Here is a 19,050-nt window from a genome sequence, read left to right as displayed (position 1 = left end):
CCTTATAATGTCTATAAATTGTCAGTGAAAGGCTAGCGCTCTAATTGCCAGTGTATGTTTGGTGAGTCCCACCTCACTGTTATTTTTCTAGGTATTGGCATGGAATGAAACTCAGATTCGTTAGAGTCCATTTGGTAGCCAGCGGTATTGATATAAACCATAAGGTCATTGCCTGTTGGTAAATGCGGTAGTGGAATATAGCGCCAGCTGATCATGTCATCTTCTAAACATGTTGCGCTGCCAAAGGCAACTCTGACTGGGCTCGGTGACGAAGGCGTGGCTTTTGAAAGCAACCTTGGAGAAGGCAAAAACTCACTATTGAACCATTGTTCTGATAATGACAAGCTGGTACCTGAAAGTGTTGCAATATGACAATCTGAGGTACCGTGTAATGGCTTACTACCTTGTACAGAAAACAGACTAACACCCGCTTGATCAAGCAAGGCGCGGCCAGGTTCTAGCATGAGCGTGAGCGATAGCGAGTTGATTGCGTCAGCTGCGGTTTGCCCAGCTTGGTTGGGCGTTAATAGAATTTGCGCCAATGCATCAGCACCTGGTTGGGCACAGTGATATGGGTAGAAGCCACTGAACTGTCGGTTTTTATGAAAATATTCATAATCTAATGCATCTTGCCATTGTGTGGAGTTCAAATAAGAGATAGGCAAACCGCCGCCAATGTTGATCACATCGGCGTTTAAGTTTAGGTGGTTTGCACGCTTAATACAGTCACACATATAATGAATAGCTTGTCCTCTTTGCTGGGTATTGTAACCACTTAAATGGCAACTAAATCCTTGTAACAATGTATGATTTTTATATTCAACACAGTACGAAAGTGCCTCTTCTATTTCTGCGTGCACCAGACCAAAGCGGCTGTTTGTGTCTTTGCTGGGGTGTACTCTGAGTAGAATACGTATCGACATGTTCTGGGTTGCATGTTGGGTGTGGCGTACAATCTCAATCGCGCTTTTAAGTTCATTGATAGAATCAATTGCAACCAATGCATTGTGTCTTATGGCAAGAAGGGTGAGTAATTCGTGAGATTTATGGGGTCCAGATACCCCAATTTTCTCCCCACAAACCCCGCCCGCTAACGCCAATTCAAACTCTTCAATACTGGCCACATCCACGCCTAAGCCTAATGCACAACTTTGCGTTATAAAACATTGAGACTTATTGGCTTTTTTAGCATAAAGAATTTGATGCTTCAGTTGATGAGTTGTAAGTACCGACGTAATACGTGCCACATTCTCCGCAAATATTTGCGGAAAAAGCACATGCAGGGGGGCACCAAGCCCGTACGCCCACTCAAACATTTTCTCCTTATGAGTATCAAGCAACTGTTCAACCAGAGGGTGTGTTATTGCTGTAAAGTGCTCCTTGCTCATACTCGTACCTCTTGAGATTGGGCAGAGCCAATTTGTATCACTCTTTGGTTGGTTTTTAAGCTGAGGGCAAATATAGCCAACACCAATAATATTAATGACCAAGGGGGGGGAGACGTGTCGTTAACCGTATTTTTAAACTGTGGGATCACTGTTAAATCTTTAAGCGTTGGTCTTGCATTACAGCCACGACAAGGCGTGAAATCACCGCGCTGACTGGCAGCAACAATCTGTGTTTTATAGAACTGTTGCAGCGCTTGATGATGCTGTGCAACGGCTTGCATAAAGTCTTGCTGTCTGGTTAAGCCATTTCCAGAAAAGTCCACTAAGGCCGAATAAACTAAAGTAGCTGGAGACAGTAACTTAAATGCTTGTGCATACTGAGATTGTTGATCTTGAATTTGTAAAAACGCCTGATCGAAAGCATGCATAGCTTGCTCAATAGCAATGATTGTGGCAATTTTTTTTGTGGCATAGTCACTGGGGTTGTCGTTAGTTGACGCCAATTCTGGATGGTCTTGGAAAAACTTAGCTAACGTTTTCTCGCTGGCTTTTTTCGCACTGTCTGCCTGCTCACGCAGTGAATCAACGTAGTGTATTCTCGAAGGCGTTGGATTTGCTGCTCCGTTCAGCGTATTTAATGTGGCGGGGATAATAATCACAAATGCCAACCAACATGCGACTAATATAGCCGCATTTGTTGCGGTACTTTTACCTTTACTGACAATAAAGCCAGCTAGATAGCTCCAAAATAAACAATACAGACTGACAATGAGGGAAAAGATCAGACTATTTTGAATAGTGAAATCTTTATTGCTCAATAGCAATAAGCTGTTGCTACAGAGTAAAAATGGTACCAGTACCAGTGAAAGTCTGACAAGTAGCTGGTTTTTTAATAAATGTTGCGGATTGATCCCCTGCAATAACAGTATTCTTAGCTGACCTGTTTGCTGTTCTTGCGTTAACGCATTATAACTTAGCCCAATGATGAGCAATGGGAGTATGTAAATAACCACAAACGCTAGATCAAATTGTCCAAGTAATAATTGTAATGGGTTTACATAATCATATTGCTGTACCACATTTTGCTTTTCACTTATGAGCATCCGAAAGTAGTAGGGGAATACATCAGCTTGACCTACCGCGATAGGGGCTGTTGCTAATGGCGGCTTGGTGGCATAGTTGACCATCAAATAAAAAGCTTGGCCTCGTAAATCATAAATGTCTTCCCACCATTTAATAGACCCTTGCTCTGATAGGCGTTGCGTGAGTGAATTTTGTGCGGTCTCTATTGCGCTGAGTTGCTCCTGCTGAGCGATGTCAATAACCGCATGCTGTGCTTGACTAAACTGATATCCGTTGTAAAAAGACAGCGCTGCAAAAATCAGGGTAATAGATAGCACCGCAACAGTGAGTTTTTCGCGCCATAAATTTTTGAGTTCAGTGGTAATAATTAATCGGTTCATCTTTGTACTTCCTTGCGCAGTAGGTAAAGCGAGTAACTTCCCAATACTCCAGAGAATAGTAACCAGCCAATAAGCGCGCATAGCGCAACAAGGTAATGTCCGCTCATGAGAGAGAATGAGGGCGGTTGATATACAAACTCAGGGATCGCTTGCCATAGCTGCTTATCGGCAACGTAGTGGCTGGTGGCTTTATGAGCATGGTCGCGTTGATTGAAGTTCAGTGTTTGCTGCATTACTCGGCGGTATTTTTCTGCCGCAACTTCAAAATTGTGATGGTGGGTGTGGTCTGAACCAGCGAGCCCCATAGAAATGGTTTGTATTGCGATAAATGGACTTAATAGTGCGGTACTTTGATAGTATTGGAACTGTGCGTTTAGCTGCTCTGAGCGCGCGCCAAAGAGTCGATCAAAGACTTTATCTGAATACTGTTCGCCGAATTGTAATTGCGCACCAGACCAGTCAAAAGGTAAGTCATCGGTTGAGCTAACCCCATAGGTAGTTAATGTCTCTTGCTTGAATTGGGCAATGGCCTGTTGTCGCTCAGGTGTATATACCTCAGATTCAAGTTTAGATTGAAACGCTTGCCCAGATTCAATGGGGTATTGGTTGCTGGCATGAGTCATTGCTATTTTGGGTATTAATAAGCAGCTGATTGCCCACAGAGCTAATAGTACAATGAGTGTGCGTCGAGCGGTAGATAACCAACAAGAGATTGCAACCACCATGACGCACCAAGTACTCAGGTACACTAAATAACTCAAGGCATATAAAGCACTGCGTAACACTTGAGCGTGTTGTTCGCTGATGCTGCTGTAGAGTAAAAATGCAAACAGCGGAATAAGGACAATTGCGGCAACCGAAAATAGCGCTGCTGATTTGGCAATAAACAGGTGTATTGAAGAGCAACCTGACGCGAGGAGCTGCTTTAAAGTGCCTTGCTCACGTTCACCTGAGAAAGCTGGGTAACCCACCAGTATGATTAACAAGGGTAATAATATTTGCAGTACAAATGACGGTGACAAGCTGCCAAAGCGTTGCATGGGAATAGTATCTTGAATGGGGCGAAATAACGTGTCATTACGCTTATGGGCTTCTAATCGAAGCACATTGCCTTGAAAGTCTCGTAAGCCAGGGTCAACCATGGCCAGAGGTAACTCTGGTTTTAATACATAAACACCGTAATGCGCAGCAGAGTGAGGGCCCTTTTCCCCTTGCTCTAACCAGCGATCACGCTCTGACTGAGCAACGGCTGATTTGGTTGCTGATTGAACTTGAAAGCTTTGCCAGCTCGTAACGCAAGCTATTAGTAATAGCATTAAAGCAATCAAACTTATCCACAATGCATGTCCTTGCCGCCATGAATCAAGCCATTCCTTTTTCATGGTGATCATTAACATGACGGTTCCGCCTTAATGTGTTTTAAATAAACAGACTCGAGCTGCACAGTTTGTATTTGCTCAAAGTTAAGATAATCGACCAAGCGACCTTGGTTTAAAATGGCGACTGAATGGGCATCTTCTTGTGCTCTAAATAAATCATGGGTTGCCATTAATATAGCAACGCCTTGTTTGGCGAGTTGCTGAATTAATTGACTAAATTCATAACTGGCTGAGGGGTCAAGGCCTGAGGTAGGCTCGTCTAAAATTAATGCTTTGGCTTGTTTTGCAATGGCGATTGCAATGCCCACTTTTTGTCGCATGCCCTTTGAGTAACTATTGACTGGCTTATTGAAGGCGTGTGCTGGCAAGGCAACTTGTTCTAACAGTGCTTTGAATTCTTGCTCAGATTTTTCAACTTTTGCCACTTTACTGAAATAAACTAAGTTCTCCAAGCCACTCAAACGTGGATACAACGCAACTTGCTCGGGAATGTAAGCTAAATTTTTTCTGGCATTGACCACATTCTGTTGCGGATCAATCCCAGCTATCCGAACTTGCCCATTATCGGGTTTTAAAAAGCCCAAAAGGCAATTAATCGTGGTTGTTTTACCTGCACCGTTAGGGCCTAGCAATGCTAAGACTTCACCCTGTTTGACCGTTAGATTGACATCATTAAGCGCTTGATAATCACCAAAGTGCTTACTGAGTTGATTGATCTCAATTATTACGTCCTGATTTGTTGTCATTGATTTATTCCCTAAAAACTAAACGTTGTTGAAGCGCTAATTAATCTGCCTCGACCAGGAGATACGCCCCAGTCAATGCCCTTTGCACCACCAGATAACCAGTATTGTTTATCAAAAACGTTTTCAACCCTGAGTCTTACAGTGGCATTAAGCGCAGATAGCTGGTATTTGAGCCCCAAATCAACGCGGGTATACGCAGGGAGAGTGAGTGTATTTGACACATTTTGCTCGCGCTCACCGACATGAAAAATACCTGCATTCATGCTGAGTGATTGATAGCTTGGAATGGTGTAATCTACGAAGGTATTTGCTTGAAATTTAGGAACATTGGCCGGTCTATTGCCATTGATGGTGTTGTCTCCCCCTAATTCATCAAGCGTTGGGTTCATAAAAGTCACCGAGGTAACGGTAGACAGGTGAGCGTTTATTTCACCGCTGAGGTTGAGTTCTAACCCTTGGTGTGATTGGACCCCATCTTGTACGAAGTAGTTAGTATTGCGGTTATGATACTCGAGCATTTTCTCTACTTGAAATAGCGCTGCGGTATAATTTATACCCGCATGTTGGTATTTAATCCCCGCTTCAATTTGTTCACTTTCTTGTGGACCTAATGACTCCCCCTCGTTGATAGCGCCACTGCCAATAACAGCAACAGCTCCTTCTCCAGCGCCTTCTGAATAGCTGAGATAAAATGCGAGTGTGTCACTGGGGTTATAGTTAATCCCCAACATTGGCGTGTTAAAGCTGCGATCATCTAATGTCACCCGTGCGCTATTCGGTGCGCGTTGTGTCTTATCATACTGTATGTGACGTAACCCAAGCGTGGTATAGAAAACGTCATTGAAGTGCAGGGTATTGGTGATAAAAAACGAACTTTCACTGGTGTCGGTTACGTTCGCATCGGGATAGTCGGGATAGTTCGGTTTTTCAGTGTAGGTTGGGTTGAATATATTGCCAACAGGATTGGTGAGTTCAAACCAACGGCCGTCTTTAGATTGATATTCTCTGGCGCTGAGGCCAATAACCAGTTCATGTTCAATTCCCTTAGTCTGAAATGCACCTTTAACAAAGGTGTGGGCAGACACTGTCTGATATTCCTCATCAGGGGTAACATGTATTGCGGATGATAAAACATCTCCAGCTTGATTGACGCTATAAATGTCAGGAAAAATGGTAAATCTATCATTACTTGAATAAGCAACTTGATTCACCCATTGCCATTGGTCATTGAACCAAAAATCCGCGCGTAGGGCACTATTAAAGGTTTGAGTTTCATACAAAGCCCATGGCTGCCCAAGGAGTGTCTCGCTGGTATCTACGTAGGGTGGCAAAATGGTTTTGCCAGTACTCGGGTCAGTAGATAACCCAATAAGGGGTTGTGAGACGGTTTTTTTGTCTTGAAAGTCACTGTCTAGTCTGAGAAACAACTGATCAGATAATTGCCAGTCAAAAGCAGCACTGACAAAAGTCCGTTTTAGGTCGTCACCGCCAGTAAAGTCGCCATTTTTTTCAAACGCGGCGTTGAAACGATAGCCCATGTCTTTGTTGTTTGAGAGTGGGCCACCAAAATCAAGGTGTAAAAATTTACTGGCTCGATTTTTTAGCTCAATTGTGACATCGAAGAAACGCGCTTGAGTAGGGCGCTTGGTGACATAATTAATGGTGCCACCAGGGTTATTAAATCCAGAAACAAGGCTAGATGGCCCCTTAATCACATCAATGCGTTGGATATTTTCAAGTGGTACATCTTGATAGGGCGCTAACGCTAAACCATCACGCCTAAGCCCGTTGGTCCAATCAAGTTGAAAACCGCGTAGGCTGACAAAATCAAATACGGTGCCAATAGAGGTATTCTGTACCGATGCGTCATTTGCCAGTATTTCCCCTAATGTTTTCGCTCTTTGGTTCGCGATAAGTGCTTCTGAAAATGATTGTATGGAGATGGGTAATAGCTGTGTGTCTTTAGAGCCGAGGGCTGACGCATTAATATCGCGAGTACTATATAAAGGCGCGCGCGTGCCTATCACTTCTACTTTTTCTATTTCTTGAGATGCTAAGCTATCCGAGCTTATTAAACCGACCAAGGTGCTGGCCGCAATCAAAGACCTTTTCATTTTTAGTTCCAACTACTTATGTATGTATTTTCCGTATTTTAAGGCGTCTTATTTGTGAAGATGCCAGCTCGATTTTCGATCAAACGTTATAACATCTCAATACTAGCAAGTTTTAATTTGTTTTGGGAAGAGGTAATTGGAAATAGTTTTCATTACAACTGGAATGTTCGCGTCTAAATTATGATTAAAATAGCGATTTTTGAGTTAAGGAATGTGGGGGGGATTGTCTATACTCGCTAGTGCCATCAATATTGATTTTCTGATATCATTGATTAATCCAATAAAATAGGTTGGCTATTGATTGACTCACTCTCTGTTATGGTGATGTTGTTACCTATTTTAATTCTCTCATTTTAAGTTAACTTTAATATGCAATTATCACCCTCACTTACCGCATTAATAGAAGCATTGCGCTGTTTACCAGGTATAGGTCCTAAATCAGCACAAAGAATCGCGTTTCATTTACTTGAACGAGACCGTTCAGGGGGAACTCAACTCGGCGATAGTTTATTGAAGGCCATGCAAGTTATCGGGCATTGTGAGTCTTGTCGTACGTTTTCAGAAACTCCTCATTGTGATATTTGTTTAAGCGTCAAGCGTCAAGATAGCCGATTGTTATGTATTGTTGAGTCACCTACAGATGTTTTAGCAATAGAGCAAACAGGGCAATATCAAGGTCTTTACTTTGTATTAATGGGACATTTATCTCCGCTGGACGGTATAGGTCCTGCAGAAATCGGTTTGGATTTGTTGGCTGATAAATTGTCAAAAGGCAATATAGACGAAGTCATTTTAGCGACAAACCCCACCGTTGAAGGTGAAGCAACGGCGCATTATATCGCTGAGCTATGTCAAAAGCATGGGGTAGATGCATCGAGAATAGCCCATGGTATGCCGGTTGGGGGTGAACTCGACTTGGTGGATGGTATGACGCTGATGCATGCTTTTTCAGGTCGACGTAGTATTCGTTGAGGGGCGGGTACACATCACTGTGTGGCATATTGATTGCCTTATGGCTTGCCCAACATTTTACTGGCGGCTATAAGGCTATTGTAAATTAATTATCTCGTATAATTAATTGTGTTCTTAGCCGGTTTTTCTATTATGGCGTTTCAGTAGCATTACACGCATCATTTCCTCAATTGACGAAGTCTCGTCAAAAATTTATTTTATCGTGCGATACGCCTTTAAGTTACCCGTATTTAAATGGGTGACTAATTGCAAATGGCTATCAGGCGGATGCTAACGTTAAGTTCTCAGTTACATATTTTTAGCGGTATAGCATGTCATTTCCTTTAATGGGCCATCCATTTAAATCATAGCTCCATAAACGTTTAATTAAACCGTCATGAATTTGTAAACAATCAATACTACCATCTCTTTAATAAATCTGGACTAGACCAGAAATAAAACCCAACATTAGAGATGAAAGCAATGAAAAAACTAACTCAGATCGCTGCTGCTATTTTCCTCGCTACCAGTTCGGGCGTGTATGCATCGAGTGGCAAACTTGTCGGTACCGTAAAGGACTTTCAGGGGAACCTGTCAGGTGCATCCATATCGATTAAAAACACCCGTGTTACTGCAGTCACCGACTATAGAGGTCGTTTTGAATTACCGAAACTGGCATCCGGTGAGTATACACTCGTGGTTAACTATTTTGGTTATGAGAATTCACAGATGAATGTCACGGTGGTTGAAGGGAAAGTGACCACAGTTGCGCCCATTGTGTTAAATACTCAGCAAGAGATAGAGGAAGTTGTTAGTGTTGGCCAGATATTTCGCGGTGAAATGGCTGCGGCGAATAATCAAAGAAATGCCTCTAATATCATCAGTGTTATTGCCGCAGATGGTATTGGTAAACTCCCCGATAGAAATGCCGCTGAAGCCGTTCAGCGAATTCCTGGTGTGTCTATTGAGCGTGACCAAGGCGAAGGGCGTTTTGTTGCAGTGAGGGGGTTACCATCACAGTGGAGCTCAGCAAGTATTAACGGTAATCGATTGCCAACCGCAGAAGAAGAGACCACCAGTCGTGCCACCGCATTCGATTTCTTTCCGAGTGAGCTTATTGAGTTTGTAGAAGTGTCTAAAGCAATAACGCCAGATATGGAAGGAGATGCAATTGGGGGCAGTGTTAACTTTATAACCAAAAAATCAGCGGATGAGTTTTTACTACAAACCAACTTCGCAGTCGGTCAAAATGAACTCGCTGGTGGTAATAACTACTCAGCAAATGTGGTATATGGCGATCGTTTAATGGACGATAAGTTAGGGTTTATTGTTAATGCGACGGCTTGGAAACGAGATTGGGCAACAGACAATTATGAGCCTCGCCGTCGAGGTGAAAGCGAGGACTTTGGCATTTATCGCTTAGAGCTCAGAGATTATACCGGCACACGTGAAACTTACGGGCTCAATGGTTCTATGGAGTATGATTTAGACAATGGCAGTATCAGTGCGAGTGCTTTGTACGGTACTTTGATTGATGATGAAACCCACTATAAACATCGCTTAAGGTTCGATAAAGACAGAGCCGAACTCCAGCATATTCGCAACGAGTTGATCACTCAAATGCATGGCTTTGAGTTTGCGGGTGAGCATGATATTGGCTTTGATAAAACCATCAACTGGCAGCTTGCGACGTATGAAAATGAATTTCGTTATGGCGATAAACCAAACGGCCAAGATAATAGCTATTTTGTGATGCGTTTCGACCAAAAGCAGGTGGGTTATACCGGTTTAAAAGAAGCGAGCAATGGTAAAAAATACGCATATAACTTAATTGATGGTGGCACGGACGCTTGGAATGGGATCAGTAACCACTTTCCAGTCGGTTTTAATATGGACCCCACGCAAGCTGGACTGTCTTGGGTTGAGTTGTATAAAGTTTACGTTAATGAGAAAGACCGTGTGGTTGCTAATTTAGACTTTGAATGGAGCATAGCACCCGAGCTTAGCTACAAATTCGGCGTTAAATATCGTGACAAAGTACGTCATGCTGACTTTGCTGATGAGTTTTACGAATGGAACACCGATGAGTATGGCGCAGCGCCAACATTGGCAGATTTTGCACTGAGTGATCAGCCCGGTCGACATGACTTTTTATCTGACACGCACTTTAATTATCAAGCGCAGTTTTCTCAAGTGGCCACGACAGAAGCAACGATGGCATTTTGGAATAAAAACCGCAGTAAGTTTCGCCTTAATGAAGACGAGTCAGCATTGATCAGTAACGGTGGTGCACTAGGCAGAAACTTTGATATTGAAGAACAGCATACCTCAATTTACGGGATGGCAACGTATCAAGTTAATCCTAAGTTAGAAGTATTAGCTGGCCTGCGTTTAACCAAAACCGACACCACTGTGTCGGGGCATACCTATTTATCAGATGAAAAGAGAACGGTTGCCACAACACAAAGTAATGATTATTGGTCGGTGCTACCTGCACTGCATTTAACGTATCACGCGACAGACACAACCAATTATCGATTGGCATTAACGCGTAGTTTTGCCAGACCAGATTTTGGCTCTTTAACGCCAGGGGCAACGTATCTTGAAGCCGACAACAAACTTGACTCAGGTAACCCAGCGCTAAATCCGACCTATTCAAATAACTTAGATGTCATGGTTGAACATTACTTTGACCGTGTTGGCCTTGTGTCAGTAGGCGCTTTTTACAAAGATATTCAAGATCCTATTTTTGAGAAACGTTCTACTGGTAACTATAACGGTCGAGATGGCATTAATATTGTCCGCCCTGAAAATGGTGAGCGTGCTTGGCTTGCTGGTTTTGAATTAGCCTTTAACCGTGATCTTGGCTTTATTTCTGCGTCACTTGAAAACTTTGGGGTTATGACGAATGCCACGTTTATGGACTCGCAAATGCGTATTCCAACACGTGATGATAAGGTTCATATTCCGCGCCAAGCAAGCGAGTTGTATAACTTTACCCTGTACTATGATGATACCGAGTTCGCGGCCAGAATTGCGCTAAATCATAAAGGGGCCTACATAGAGGAGCATGGTAAATCGTCGCAAAGTGACAGCTATTACGGGGCAAATACCAGTGTTGATTTTACGACGTCTTATCAAATCAATGAGCAAACCTTAATTTACCTTGAACTGAATAACTTAACCAATGAAGCACTGGAATACTATATGGGCGAAAAAGGCCGACCACTACAAGTGGAGTATTACGGTATGCGCGGCATGATTGGTATTAACTATCAGTTTTAGGTTGTAAAGGCAGTGATGCAAGGTGTTGCTGAATACCTTGCTGTTATTTAAGGTTGATTATGTATTCTTTAACTGTTTGGCAGCGCACGCCGAACTGGCTTAAGCCAGCGCAAGGTGCCGCATTTGTGTTATTTGCAGCGTCTAGCGCGTTTATGACTTATTTTTGCATGTATGCATTTCGAAAGCCTTTCTCGGTCAATAGTTATACTGATTTTGACCAAGGACATTGGGCTATTAGCTTTAAAGTGGCACTCATTTTATCGCAAGTTTTTGGCTACTTAATTGCAAAGTTTATCGGCGTTAAATTTATTGCCGAAATGCAAAGAGCAAAGCGCGCAAAAACCATTCTATTGATGATATTGGGAGCGGAGTGTGCGCTTATTTTATTCGCGCTTACACCGGTACCTTTCAACATCGTGTGGTTATTTTTTAATGGCTTAGCCTTAGGCATGATCTGGGGTTTAGTGTTTAGTTATTTAGAGGGGCGCAAAACCGCTGAGTTACTGGGGGCGGTATTAAGTGTGACGTTTATATTGGCATCTGGGCTTGTGAGAACCGTCGGACAATGGCTGATCATTGCATTGGATGTATCTGAGCTTTGGATGCCAGCCGCAACGGGTGCTATTTTTTTGCCGTTATTGGTATTGTCGGTGATGTGTTTAAACAGTATTCCCCCTCCAACATCTGAAGATGAAGCGGCTAGACAGCAGCGTTTACCCATGAACGGTGCACAGCGTTGGGCGTTTTTTAAACGCTATTGGTTTGGGATCACAGTGCTGATTTTGAGCTTTTTACTTTTCACAGGGTTTAGGGATTTCCGTGATAATTTTTCTGCAGAAATATGGCAGGCTTTAGGGTATGGGCAGGAACCGGCCATATTTGCTTATGCGGGTATACGGATCGCGCTGATTGTTTTGATTGCACTGGCGGCGTTGGTATTGATTAAAAACAATCGCACCGCTTTTTTCGTAAATCATGGCGTTATATTGCTAGGTACTGTTACTTTAGCGAGCTGCACATGGGCTTTTGAAGCCAACCTAATCAGTGCCAAAGCCTGGATGGTGATATTAGGCGCGGGCCTTTACATTAGCTACATTCCTTATAACTGCTTCTTATTTGACCGGATGATTTCCGCGGTAGGCTCTACGGCAAATGCAGGGTTTTTATTATATTTGGCAGACTCCGCAGGTTACATCGGATCAGTGGGTATTTTACTTTACAAAACCTTCTCATCGCCAGATCTGAGTTGGTTACAATTTCTTATTCAAGCCTGCTACTGGGTGGCAATTATAGCCAGTATCTTGGTAGTCAGCTCTTTGATTTACTTCAGTTTAAAACTAACTTCCGCGAAAGCAGGCAACATAGTTAAGCCTGTTATGTCGGCAACTTAATAGGAAAAAAGATGAAAAATATTGAAGCGCTCATTTTAGATTGGGCTGGCACCGTGGTTGACTATGGATCAATTGCACCGACGCGTATTTTTGTGGAAGCGTTTAAAAAGGGCTTTGATTTTGACATTAGTCTTGAAGAAGCGCGTGCGCCAATGGGGTTAGGTAAATGGGACCATATTAATACACTTTTGAATACCCTAACAATTGCACAGCGCTGGCAACAACAATTTGGCCGTTTGCCATCTCAGCAAGATGTTGATCATATTTACCAAACTTTTATGCCGCTTCAGCAAGATAAAGTGGCGGAACGGGCAGCACCTATAGAAGGGGTACTTGCGGTAATTAATAAGTTACAAGCAGATAACGTCAAAATAGGCAGTTGCTCAGGCTATCCAAAGCCTGTAATGGATGTACTCGTACCTGCTGCACAGGCGCACGGCTATAAGCCTGATTGTGTGGTGGCCAGTGATGAATGCGTGGCGGGCTCCCGGCCTGGCCCTTGGATGGCGCTAGAAAACGTGCAACGTCTTGGAATTTCTAAAGTAGCAAATTGCGTTAAAGTGGATGACTCAGTGCATGGTATCACCGAAGGATTAAACGCAGGTATGTGGACAGTAGGCATAGCTGTTACGGGCAATGCGATAGGACTAAGCGAACAAGAGTGGCAAGCCTGTGATGCAGATAAACAAGCGTTATTGACACACGAAGCTTATCAGCAACAGTCTAGTGCAGGCGCGCACTTTGTTATTGATTCACTTGCCGATATTGTGCCGGTACTTAATGAGATTGAGGCAAGATTGGCACGCGGAGAACGCCCTTAATGCTGTTTACTCCTTTTTGGTTTGATGAAGCAATAAACGAGGCTGACATACGCTCAGCTTTGCCCCTGAGGCAAAATATAGACACCAATATCTGTATCATTGGCGGCGGTTTTACCGGACTTTGGACTGCGATTAACTTAAAGCAATCACAGCCTGAACTGGATGTTGTGATCATTGAAAAAGACTTATGTGGACAAGGGGCATCAGGTCGTAATGGTGGTGCCATGCTAACTTGGTCAACCAAATTTGCCAGCTTAATTAAACACATGGAGATTGAACAAGCGGCGTTTTTAGTTAAGTCATCAGAACAAGCCGTACATGATATTAAAACATTTACTGAGCAATATGGTATTGCGTGTGATTGTCGCATAGATGGCACGTATTACACGGCATCAAATGCAGCACAAAAGAGCGGATTTGCACCGATTTTATCTTTGTTAGACACGCATCACTTGAATGCTTGGCAGGCTGTAGAAGAAAGTAACCTAGCAAAAACCGGTTCGCCAGCGAATTTGTCTGCGATTTACTCACCAAATGCAGGCAGTGTGCAACCCGCTAAATTAGTCAGAGGCTTATTACGTGTTGCGAAAAAGCTAGGTGTAAAGGTGTTTGAAAATACACGGTACCTTGGTTATCAAGCGGGCGAAACAATTCAAATTACCACTTCAGGGGGCGTTGTTAGGGCAAACAAGCTTTTGTTTTCTGTTAATGCTTGGCTGCCTCGCTTAATGAGCGAATTTAAGCGTGCGGTGGTGTTAGTGTCAAGTGACATGGTGATCAGTAAACCAGACCCTGAGCGTTTGGCCAGCATGTCGTTAGCGCATGGTGCCCCCATTATAGATAACCGTATTTTCGTGAATTATTACCGTAGCACTTCAACAGGGCGTTTGATGCTCGGAAAAGGGGGAAACTACTTTAGTTTTGCTAATAAGGTGACGAAACGATTTGATCAGCCAAGTCAGTATCTGGATATTATGCAGCACTACTGGCAACACTTTTTTAAAAATAGTGGCCTAGAAATAGAACGAAGTTGGACCGGTCCCTCAGATAGAAGTGTGACTGGGCTGCCTTTTTTTGGCTATTTACCACGTCAAACTAATGTATTTTATGGTAGTGGCTATTCTGGTAATGGGGTTGTGCAAAGTTATTTAGGCGGAAAAATACTGTCTAGTTTAATGCTGAATAAACACGATAAGTGGCAGCGTTGTGCACTTGTAAACCAAACACTGTCACAGTTTCCAATAGAGCCGGTGCGAACATGCGGAGCGTATGTCGTCCGAAATGCGATAAGGCGAAAAGAATATGCAGAAGACCGTGGCCATCTTCCAAAATTGTGGGATGTGCACTTAAGTAAACTCAGTGGCTCAGCAGCCAAAGTAGACCCAAATTTAAAAGCAACATCATGAATAAGGCCCTTTTTTAGCGCATTAATAGTGCATCAGTACGATGAGCTGGTGCATATTATGAATAACGCCTTTTTTTGTCATAAAATTGCAGTAAGCTATTAGCAAAGTTTTTGATAAAATTTAACTATGCTTTTATATCAAGTTATTAGAAATCATATTCAGAGTTTGGTGGCTGAAGGCCGTTTACAGGCAGGTTCAAAGCTGTCATCTGAACGGGCGCTCCAAGAGCAATTTAATTCGACGAGAATAACAGTCCGTGAAGCACTCGCGCGGTTAGAATCGGAAGGGGTTATCTTCAGTCAAAAGCGTCGCGGTTGGTTTGTAACGCCAGATAAATTAAAGTGGCACCCAGCTCGAAAAGTGAATTTCAACGCGTTAGCACAAAAGCAAGGTTTTGTACCCTCCACTGAAGTGATTGAAATTCAGAGCCCATCAAATACGCATCAGGTTTCGCATGACTATTTTGACAGTAAACCAGTATATAAGTTAACTCGTGCGCGATATTTAGATGGCAGAGGAATATTGATTGAAGAGATATATTGCCTCGCAGATAGGTTTGAGGGGTTAGAGCAACAGCCACTCAATGGCTCTATAACCCAAGTAATGGAGCACAGCTATCAAGTGAATGTATCTCACGAAAAATGTGAAATCAGTGTGACGGTGTTACCGGATCGTGCCGCAGAGTTACTTGAAAAGAACAGTGGCGCCCCGTGTTTAAAAGTACAACGTGCGCGATATGATGAACACCAAGCACTCGTTGATTATAATATTGAGTTTTGGTTGCACGATGCCATCGAAATGATCATTGAAGGCAAGTAGCCCTACTTATTTTTGTGGAAAATAGGTCTTAAACGGATCTGTACGGTGCCATTCGCGAGTACTGAAACTAGCCAATGGCACGCATATTCGTGATTGCTTATTTAAAGTCAGTCAACTGATATTGAGTCGTGCTTACCAATCTTTGGCTTCACTGATTGCCTGTAATAAGCCTTCAATATCACTTTGGTATACTTCGCCGATATTGCCGATTCTAAAGCAATCTGAATCTGATACCTTGCCTGGGTAAATCACATAACCGAGCGACTTTAATGTGAGATAAAAGCGTTTAAAATCGTAGTGTTCAGCCTCAGGGGATAAAAAAGTGGTGATAATGGGCGAGTGTAATTGCTGGGGTAAAAGAGGCGTAAAGCCCAGCTCTTTCATACCACTGACCAACAACGATTGGTTAGCGGTATATCGCTTGTGTCTGGCCGCCACACCGCCCTCGTCATGCAATTCTGTTAAAGCTTGGTCAAATGCTCTGACGACATGGGTTGGAGAGGTAAAGCGCCATTTGCCATTGTGCTTTTCCATGGTTTCCCATTGATCAAATAAATCAAGAGAGAGTGAACGTGCATTGCCTTTACATTGTGCGATGAGTGATTTTTTACTGATCACAAAGCCAAACCCAGGCACGCCCTGAATACACTTATTCGACGAGCTAATTAATACATCAATGTGCAATTTGTGCATATCAATGGGTATGCCGCCAAAGCTACTCATGGCATCTAATATCATCACTTTGTTGAACTCTTTCGCAAGTGCAGCCACTTCTTCTAAGGGGTTGAGCATACCTGTGGTTGTTTCGCAGTGCACCATCACAATATGCGTGATATGCGGGTGATTTTCTAGTGTATTTTTAATTTGTGATATGTCTGGGTAGTGCGTTTCTGAATAATCTAATGCGATTAGGTTAATAGAGAGATATTCCGCAATTTGTTTAATACGCGCGCCATAAGCGCCATTATTAATGACTAATACTGTGGCGTTTTTATTAATAAATGTGCCCAGTGCCGCTTCAACAGAAGCCGTACCACTGCCTTGCATTAACGTGGCTGTAAATTGATCAGAGGTACTTGCAAGTTGACACAATTCGGATCGAATTTTTTGTACGATACCCACATTGTACTCTTCATCCCATGTACACCAATCTTTAAGCATGGCTTGTTTGACTGTCGCTGATGTTGTTAACGGGCCGGGTGTGAGTAATAGGTAATTCTTGTCCATTTTTTTAATCTCTATCTGGTCTATACCAATAATTAAAGCATATAAAACATGACTTTTTGATGATGGAATTATGACAGTCTAAGTGATTTGTATAGGAGGCTGGTGGCAGTGGTCGGGAAGTACATTAAGCCGTAACTCAATGTCTTGCTTCATAATATCATTTAGCAAATGGCTGACCATTTTATTTTTGGTAAGGAGTTAACGATGCGTGTTCTATTAAATTAGTAAGTTATATAGCACGGTATACCCGTAAGGGATTAATACCAGAATTGAGACTGGTGTCGGTGAATGAACAAAGCGTGTGCTTTAAATATCGAGATTACGCAGATAAACACAGTGAAAAAGTAATGACACTGAGTTGTAAAGAGTTCTTACGGCGCTATTTACAGCATGTGTTACCCAAAGGATTTATGCGAATTCGCCACTATGGTTTTTTAGCCAATGCATGTTGCAAGCGAACGTTGGCGTTGATAAAGGGGCAAGAGCCCAATCTATGTAAAGTGAAGAAGAAAAAGGCAGAGGCCGCGTCACCACCTTCACACTGGCCTTGTGAAGTATTAAAAATCGGGGTCTTACGATTTAACGAAAGGGTTAATTCAAGTGAAGAGACCATGAAATGAGCACGAACGAGTTAGCAGCAGAGCTTGCTGAATTAAATCAACGTGTTAACACTGCTTAAGTGTTCGGGCTAGAAAAGTGTGTACAGTGAAAATATAATTGATAAATCGGCGAAAATTGGCTCTAATGGCAGGATAAAACGCACTGAGTAATGCAGGAATGGCTTAAGCGCGATAGACAAGCCGATAAAATAGGCGTAAGACAAGTTAAGCCACTAAAAGCAAATAGCAAATTCCCGCAGCATAAATGACACCAACTCTGACACACCGAGCAGGTAGCGGCTCAGTCCAACAAGCGATTATGCAGCACAAACAACGTGCTGCATAAATACTAAATAGTTATACATTTATCGAAGCTCAGAGTAATATGAAAAAAATATGGATCAGTCCATCCTGTTTCAACTGTGAACTCTATGATCAAGGAGGGCACATCACCTCTAAAGATGAAGTTAAGCGAGCAGTTGATATCTGGAATCATGCGCGTAGTTGCCTTGAACGTGATAACCCCTCTGAATTTGATCGGTCGGACTCTATCGGTTGGTTAAAAAGGGCTATGAATCAAAGGCTAAAACTAATTGAATATATCTATTCACTTAAAAATTTTGCTTTGCCCACTTCTCCTAAAGGCTATTTGGAATATCTGGCAACATTAAATATTGTACGTCCATTTATGCTGAAAACATTAATGGCTGTACGTAATGACATTGAGCATAATGATGCTACTCCACCAGATATTGAACGTTGCTTGGAGCTGTTAGACTTAGTTTGGTATTTCATTCGATCTACCGATGAGTTAGTAAAAATTCAAAAATGCTCGATAGTATTTCAAGAATCATTTAATACGGAAAAAGAGTCACCTTATTGGCTGAGCATTGATATAAAGTTTGATGAACCATATTTGATTAACGTTTATGGCTGGGTCGAATCAAGAAAATTTAGCAATGAGTATAAAGAAGGTTGGTTTGAGGTTTCTGTATCTGATATGGGCACCAAAAGTAATCGCTGGACTGACTCTGAAAACCATTCCGATAAACGGGATGATGACTTATGGGTAAGGGGTGAATTGAAGCCTCTACCTGAACAAGCTCTCTCTATTATAGCGGCAGCTATAAATGCGGACTAAATGTAAAACTAATTTAAACCCCGAATTCAACATGCAAGTGCACCATTATAAACTATCAAGTGAAAAGACTTCCTCAGGCGTCTGATAATCTAAAATCTTTCTTGGGCGACTGTTAATTTTGTATACTACTTCTTGTAGTTCATTATCAGTTATAGTCGAAAAATCTGTTTTTTTGGGGAAATATCGACGTATCAACCCATTTGTATTTTCATTTGTCCCGCGCTGCCAAATCAAATTTAAACTGACACCCATTCAAAATTGATTGTTTTTCATTCATCATCTATCTTTTAGATTCAGCTTAAAAGATAGACAATTCCCTC

The 19,050-nt window shown here is 42.5% G+C and carries 14 protein-coding genes and 1 pseudogene; 8 read left to right on the top strand and 7 right to left on the bottom strand.

Features of this window, described 5'->3' with window-relative positions; translation table 11 throughout:
• Positions 1-32 precede the first annotated feature (32 nt).
• Genes J8M01_RS20945 through J8M01_RS20925 form a run of 5 tightly spaced genes read right to left on the bottom strand, consistent with a single transcriptional unit; the run spans position 33 to position 7,090 of the window.
• A complete protein-coding gene (locus tag J8M01_RS20945) occupies positions 33-1,388 on the bottom strand; it encodes a lysine/ornithine decarboxylase (RefSeq protein WP_211059226.1) in 1,356 nt (451 codons plus the stop codon).
• Complete coding sequence (locus J8M01_RS20940) at positions 1,385-2,851, bottom strand: DUF3526 domain-containing protein (protein ID WP_192507937.1); 1,467 nt, start codon at positions 2,849-2,851, stop codon at positions 1,385-1,387. Before J8M01_RS20940 ends, J8M01_RS20945 begins: the two co-directional genes overlap by 4 nt.
• Complete coding sequence (locus J8M01_RS20935) at positions 2,848-4,248, bottom strand: DUF3526 domain-containing protein (RefSeq protein ID WP_211059225.1); 1,401 nt, start codon at positions 4,246-4,248, stop codon at positions 2,848-2,850. Before J8M01_RS20935 ends, J8M01_RS20940 begins: the two co-directional genes overlap by 4 nt.
• On the bottom strand, positions 4,242-4,976 hold the full coding sequence (locus J8M01_RS20930) for an ABC transporter ATP-binding protein (RefSeq protein ID WP_211059224.1): 735 nt from the start codon (positions 4,974-4,976) through the stop codon (positions 4,242-4,244). Before J8M01_RS20930 ends, J8M01_RS20935 begins: the two co-directional genes overlap by 7 nt.
• Positions 4,977-4,987: 11 nt before the next feature.
• Positions 4,988-7,090, bottom strand: coding sequence for a TonB-dependent siderophore receptor (locus tag J8M01_RS20925; protein ID WP_211059223.1), 2,103 nt, complete (start codon positions 7,088-7,090; stop codon positions 4,988-4,990).
• A gap of 369 nt (positions 7,091-7,459) precedes the next feature.
• Here J8M01_RS20925 and recR point away from each other — a divergent pair, with 369 nt between their 5' ends.
• The 6 genes from recR to J8M01_RS20895 all read left to right on the top strand — a co-directional run bounded on the left by recR (position 7,460) and on the right by J8M01_RS20895 (position 15,763).
• Positions 7,460-8,062, top strand: coding sequence for a recombination mediator RecR (gene recR, locus J8M01_RS20920; protein ID WP_211059222.1), 603 nt, complete (start codon positions 7,460-7,462; stop codon positions 8,060-8,062).
• Positions 8,063-8,524: 462 nt separating this feature from the next.
• On the top strand, positions 8,525-11,326 hold the full coding sequence (locus J8M01_RS20915; RefSeq protein ID WP_211059221.1) for a TonB-dependent receptor: 2,802 nt from the start codon (positions 8,525-8,527) through the stop codon (positions 11,324-11,326).
• Between the two features lie 59 nt (positions 11,327-11,385).
• Complete coding sequence (locus J8M01_RS20910) at positions 11,386-12,717, top strand: DUF5690 family protein (RefSeq protein ID WP_211059220.1); 1,332 nt, start codon at positions 11,386-11,388, stop codon at positions 12,715-12,717.
• An 11-nt stretch (positions 12,718-12,728) separates the two neighbouring features.
• A complete protein-coding gene (gene phnX, locus J8M01_RS20905) occupies positions 12,729-13,538 on the top strand; it encodes a phosphonoacetaldehyde hydrolase (RefSeq protein WP_211059219.1) in 810 nt (269 codons plus the stop codon).
• Positions 13,538-14,944: an FAD-dependent oxidoreductase gene (locus tag J8M01_RS20900; protein ID WP_211059218.1), complete on the top strand. Its 1,407-nt coding sequence runs from the start codon at positions 13,538-13,540 to the stop codon at positions 14,942-14,944. Before phnX ends, J8M01_RS20900 begins: the two co-directional genes overlap by 1 nt.
• A 126-nt stretch (positions 14,945-15,070) precedes the next feature.
• Complete coding sequence (locus J8M01_RS20895) at positions 15,071-15,763, top strand: UTRA domain-containing protein (protein ID WP_192507928.1); 693 nt, start codon at positions 15,071-15,073, stop codon at positions 15,761-15,763.
• Between the two features lie 132 nt (positions 15,764-15,895).
• Here J8M01_RS20895 and J8M01_RS20890 read toward each other — a convergent pair whose 3' ends face one another.
• The gene (locus tag J8M01_RS20890; RefSeq protein WP_211059217.1) at positions 15,896-16,990 is read right to left on the bottom strand and encodes a 2-aminoethylphosphonate--pyruvate transaminase; all 1,095 of its coding nucleotides are present in this window, start codon (positions 16,988-16,990) and stop codon (positions 15,896-15,898) included.
• Positions 16,991-17,205: 215 nt separating this feature from the next.
• Between J8M01_RS20890 and J8M01_RS20885 the strand changes: the two genes are divergently transcribed.
• Together J8M01_RS20885 and J8M01_RS20880 are read left to right on the top strand one after the other, a co-directional pair.
• Complete coding sequence (locus tag J8M01_RS20885; RefSeq protein WP_211059245.1) at positions 17,206-17,610, top strand: transposase; 405 nt, start codon at positions 17,206-17,208, stop codon at positions 17,608-17,610.
• Positions 17,611-17,974: 364 nt separating this feature from the next.
• On the top strand, positions 17,975-18,730 hold the full coding sequence (locus J8M01_RS20880; protein WP_211059216.1) for a hypothetical protein: 756 nt from the start codon (positions 17,975-17,977) through the stop codon (positions 18,728-18,730).
• Positions 18,731-18,775: 45 nt separating this feature from the next.
• On the opposite strand, the pseudogene J8M01_RS24030 reads toward J8M01_RS20880, so the two are convergent.
• Positions 18,776-18,958 (bottom strand): annotated as a pseudogene (locus tag J8M01_RS24030) (IS30 family transposase); the annotation flags it as partial.
• Positions 18,959-19,050: the final 92 nt, after the last annotated feature.

Source organism: Pseudoalteromonas sp. MMG005 (assembly GCF_018101015.1).
In the GTDB taxonomy this organism is placed as follows: Bacteria; Pseudomonadota; Gammaproteobacteria; order Enterobacterales; family Alteromonadaceae; genus Pseudoalteromonas; species Pseudoalteromonas aurantia.
This window is presented reverse-complemented; position numbering and strand designations above follow the sequence as displayed.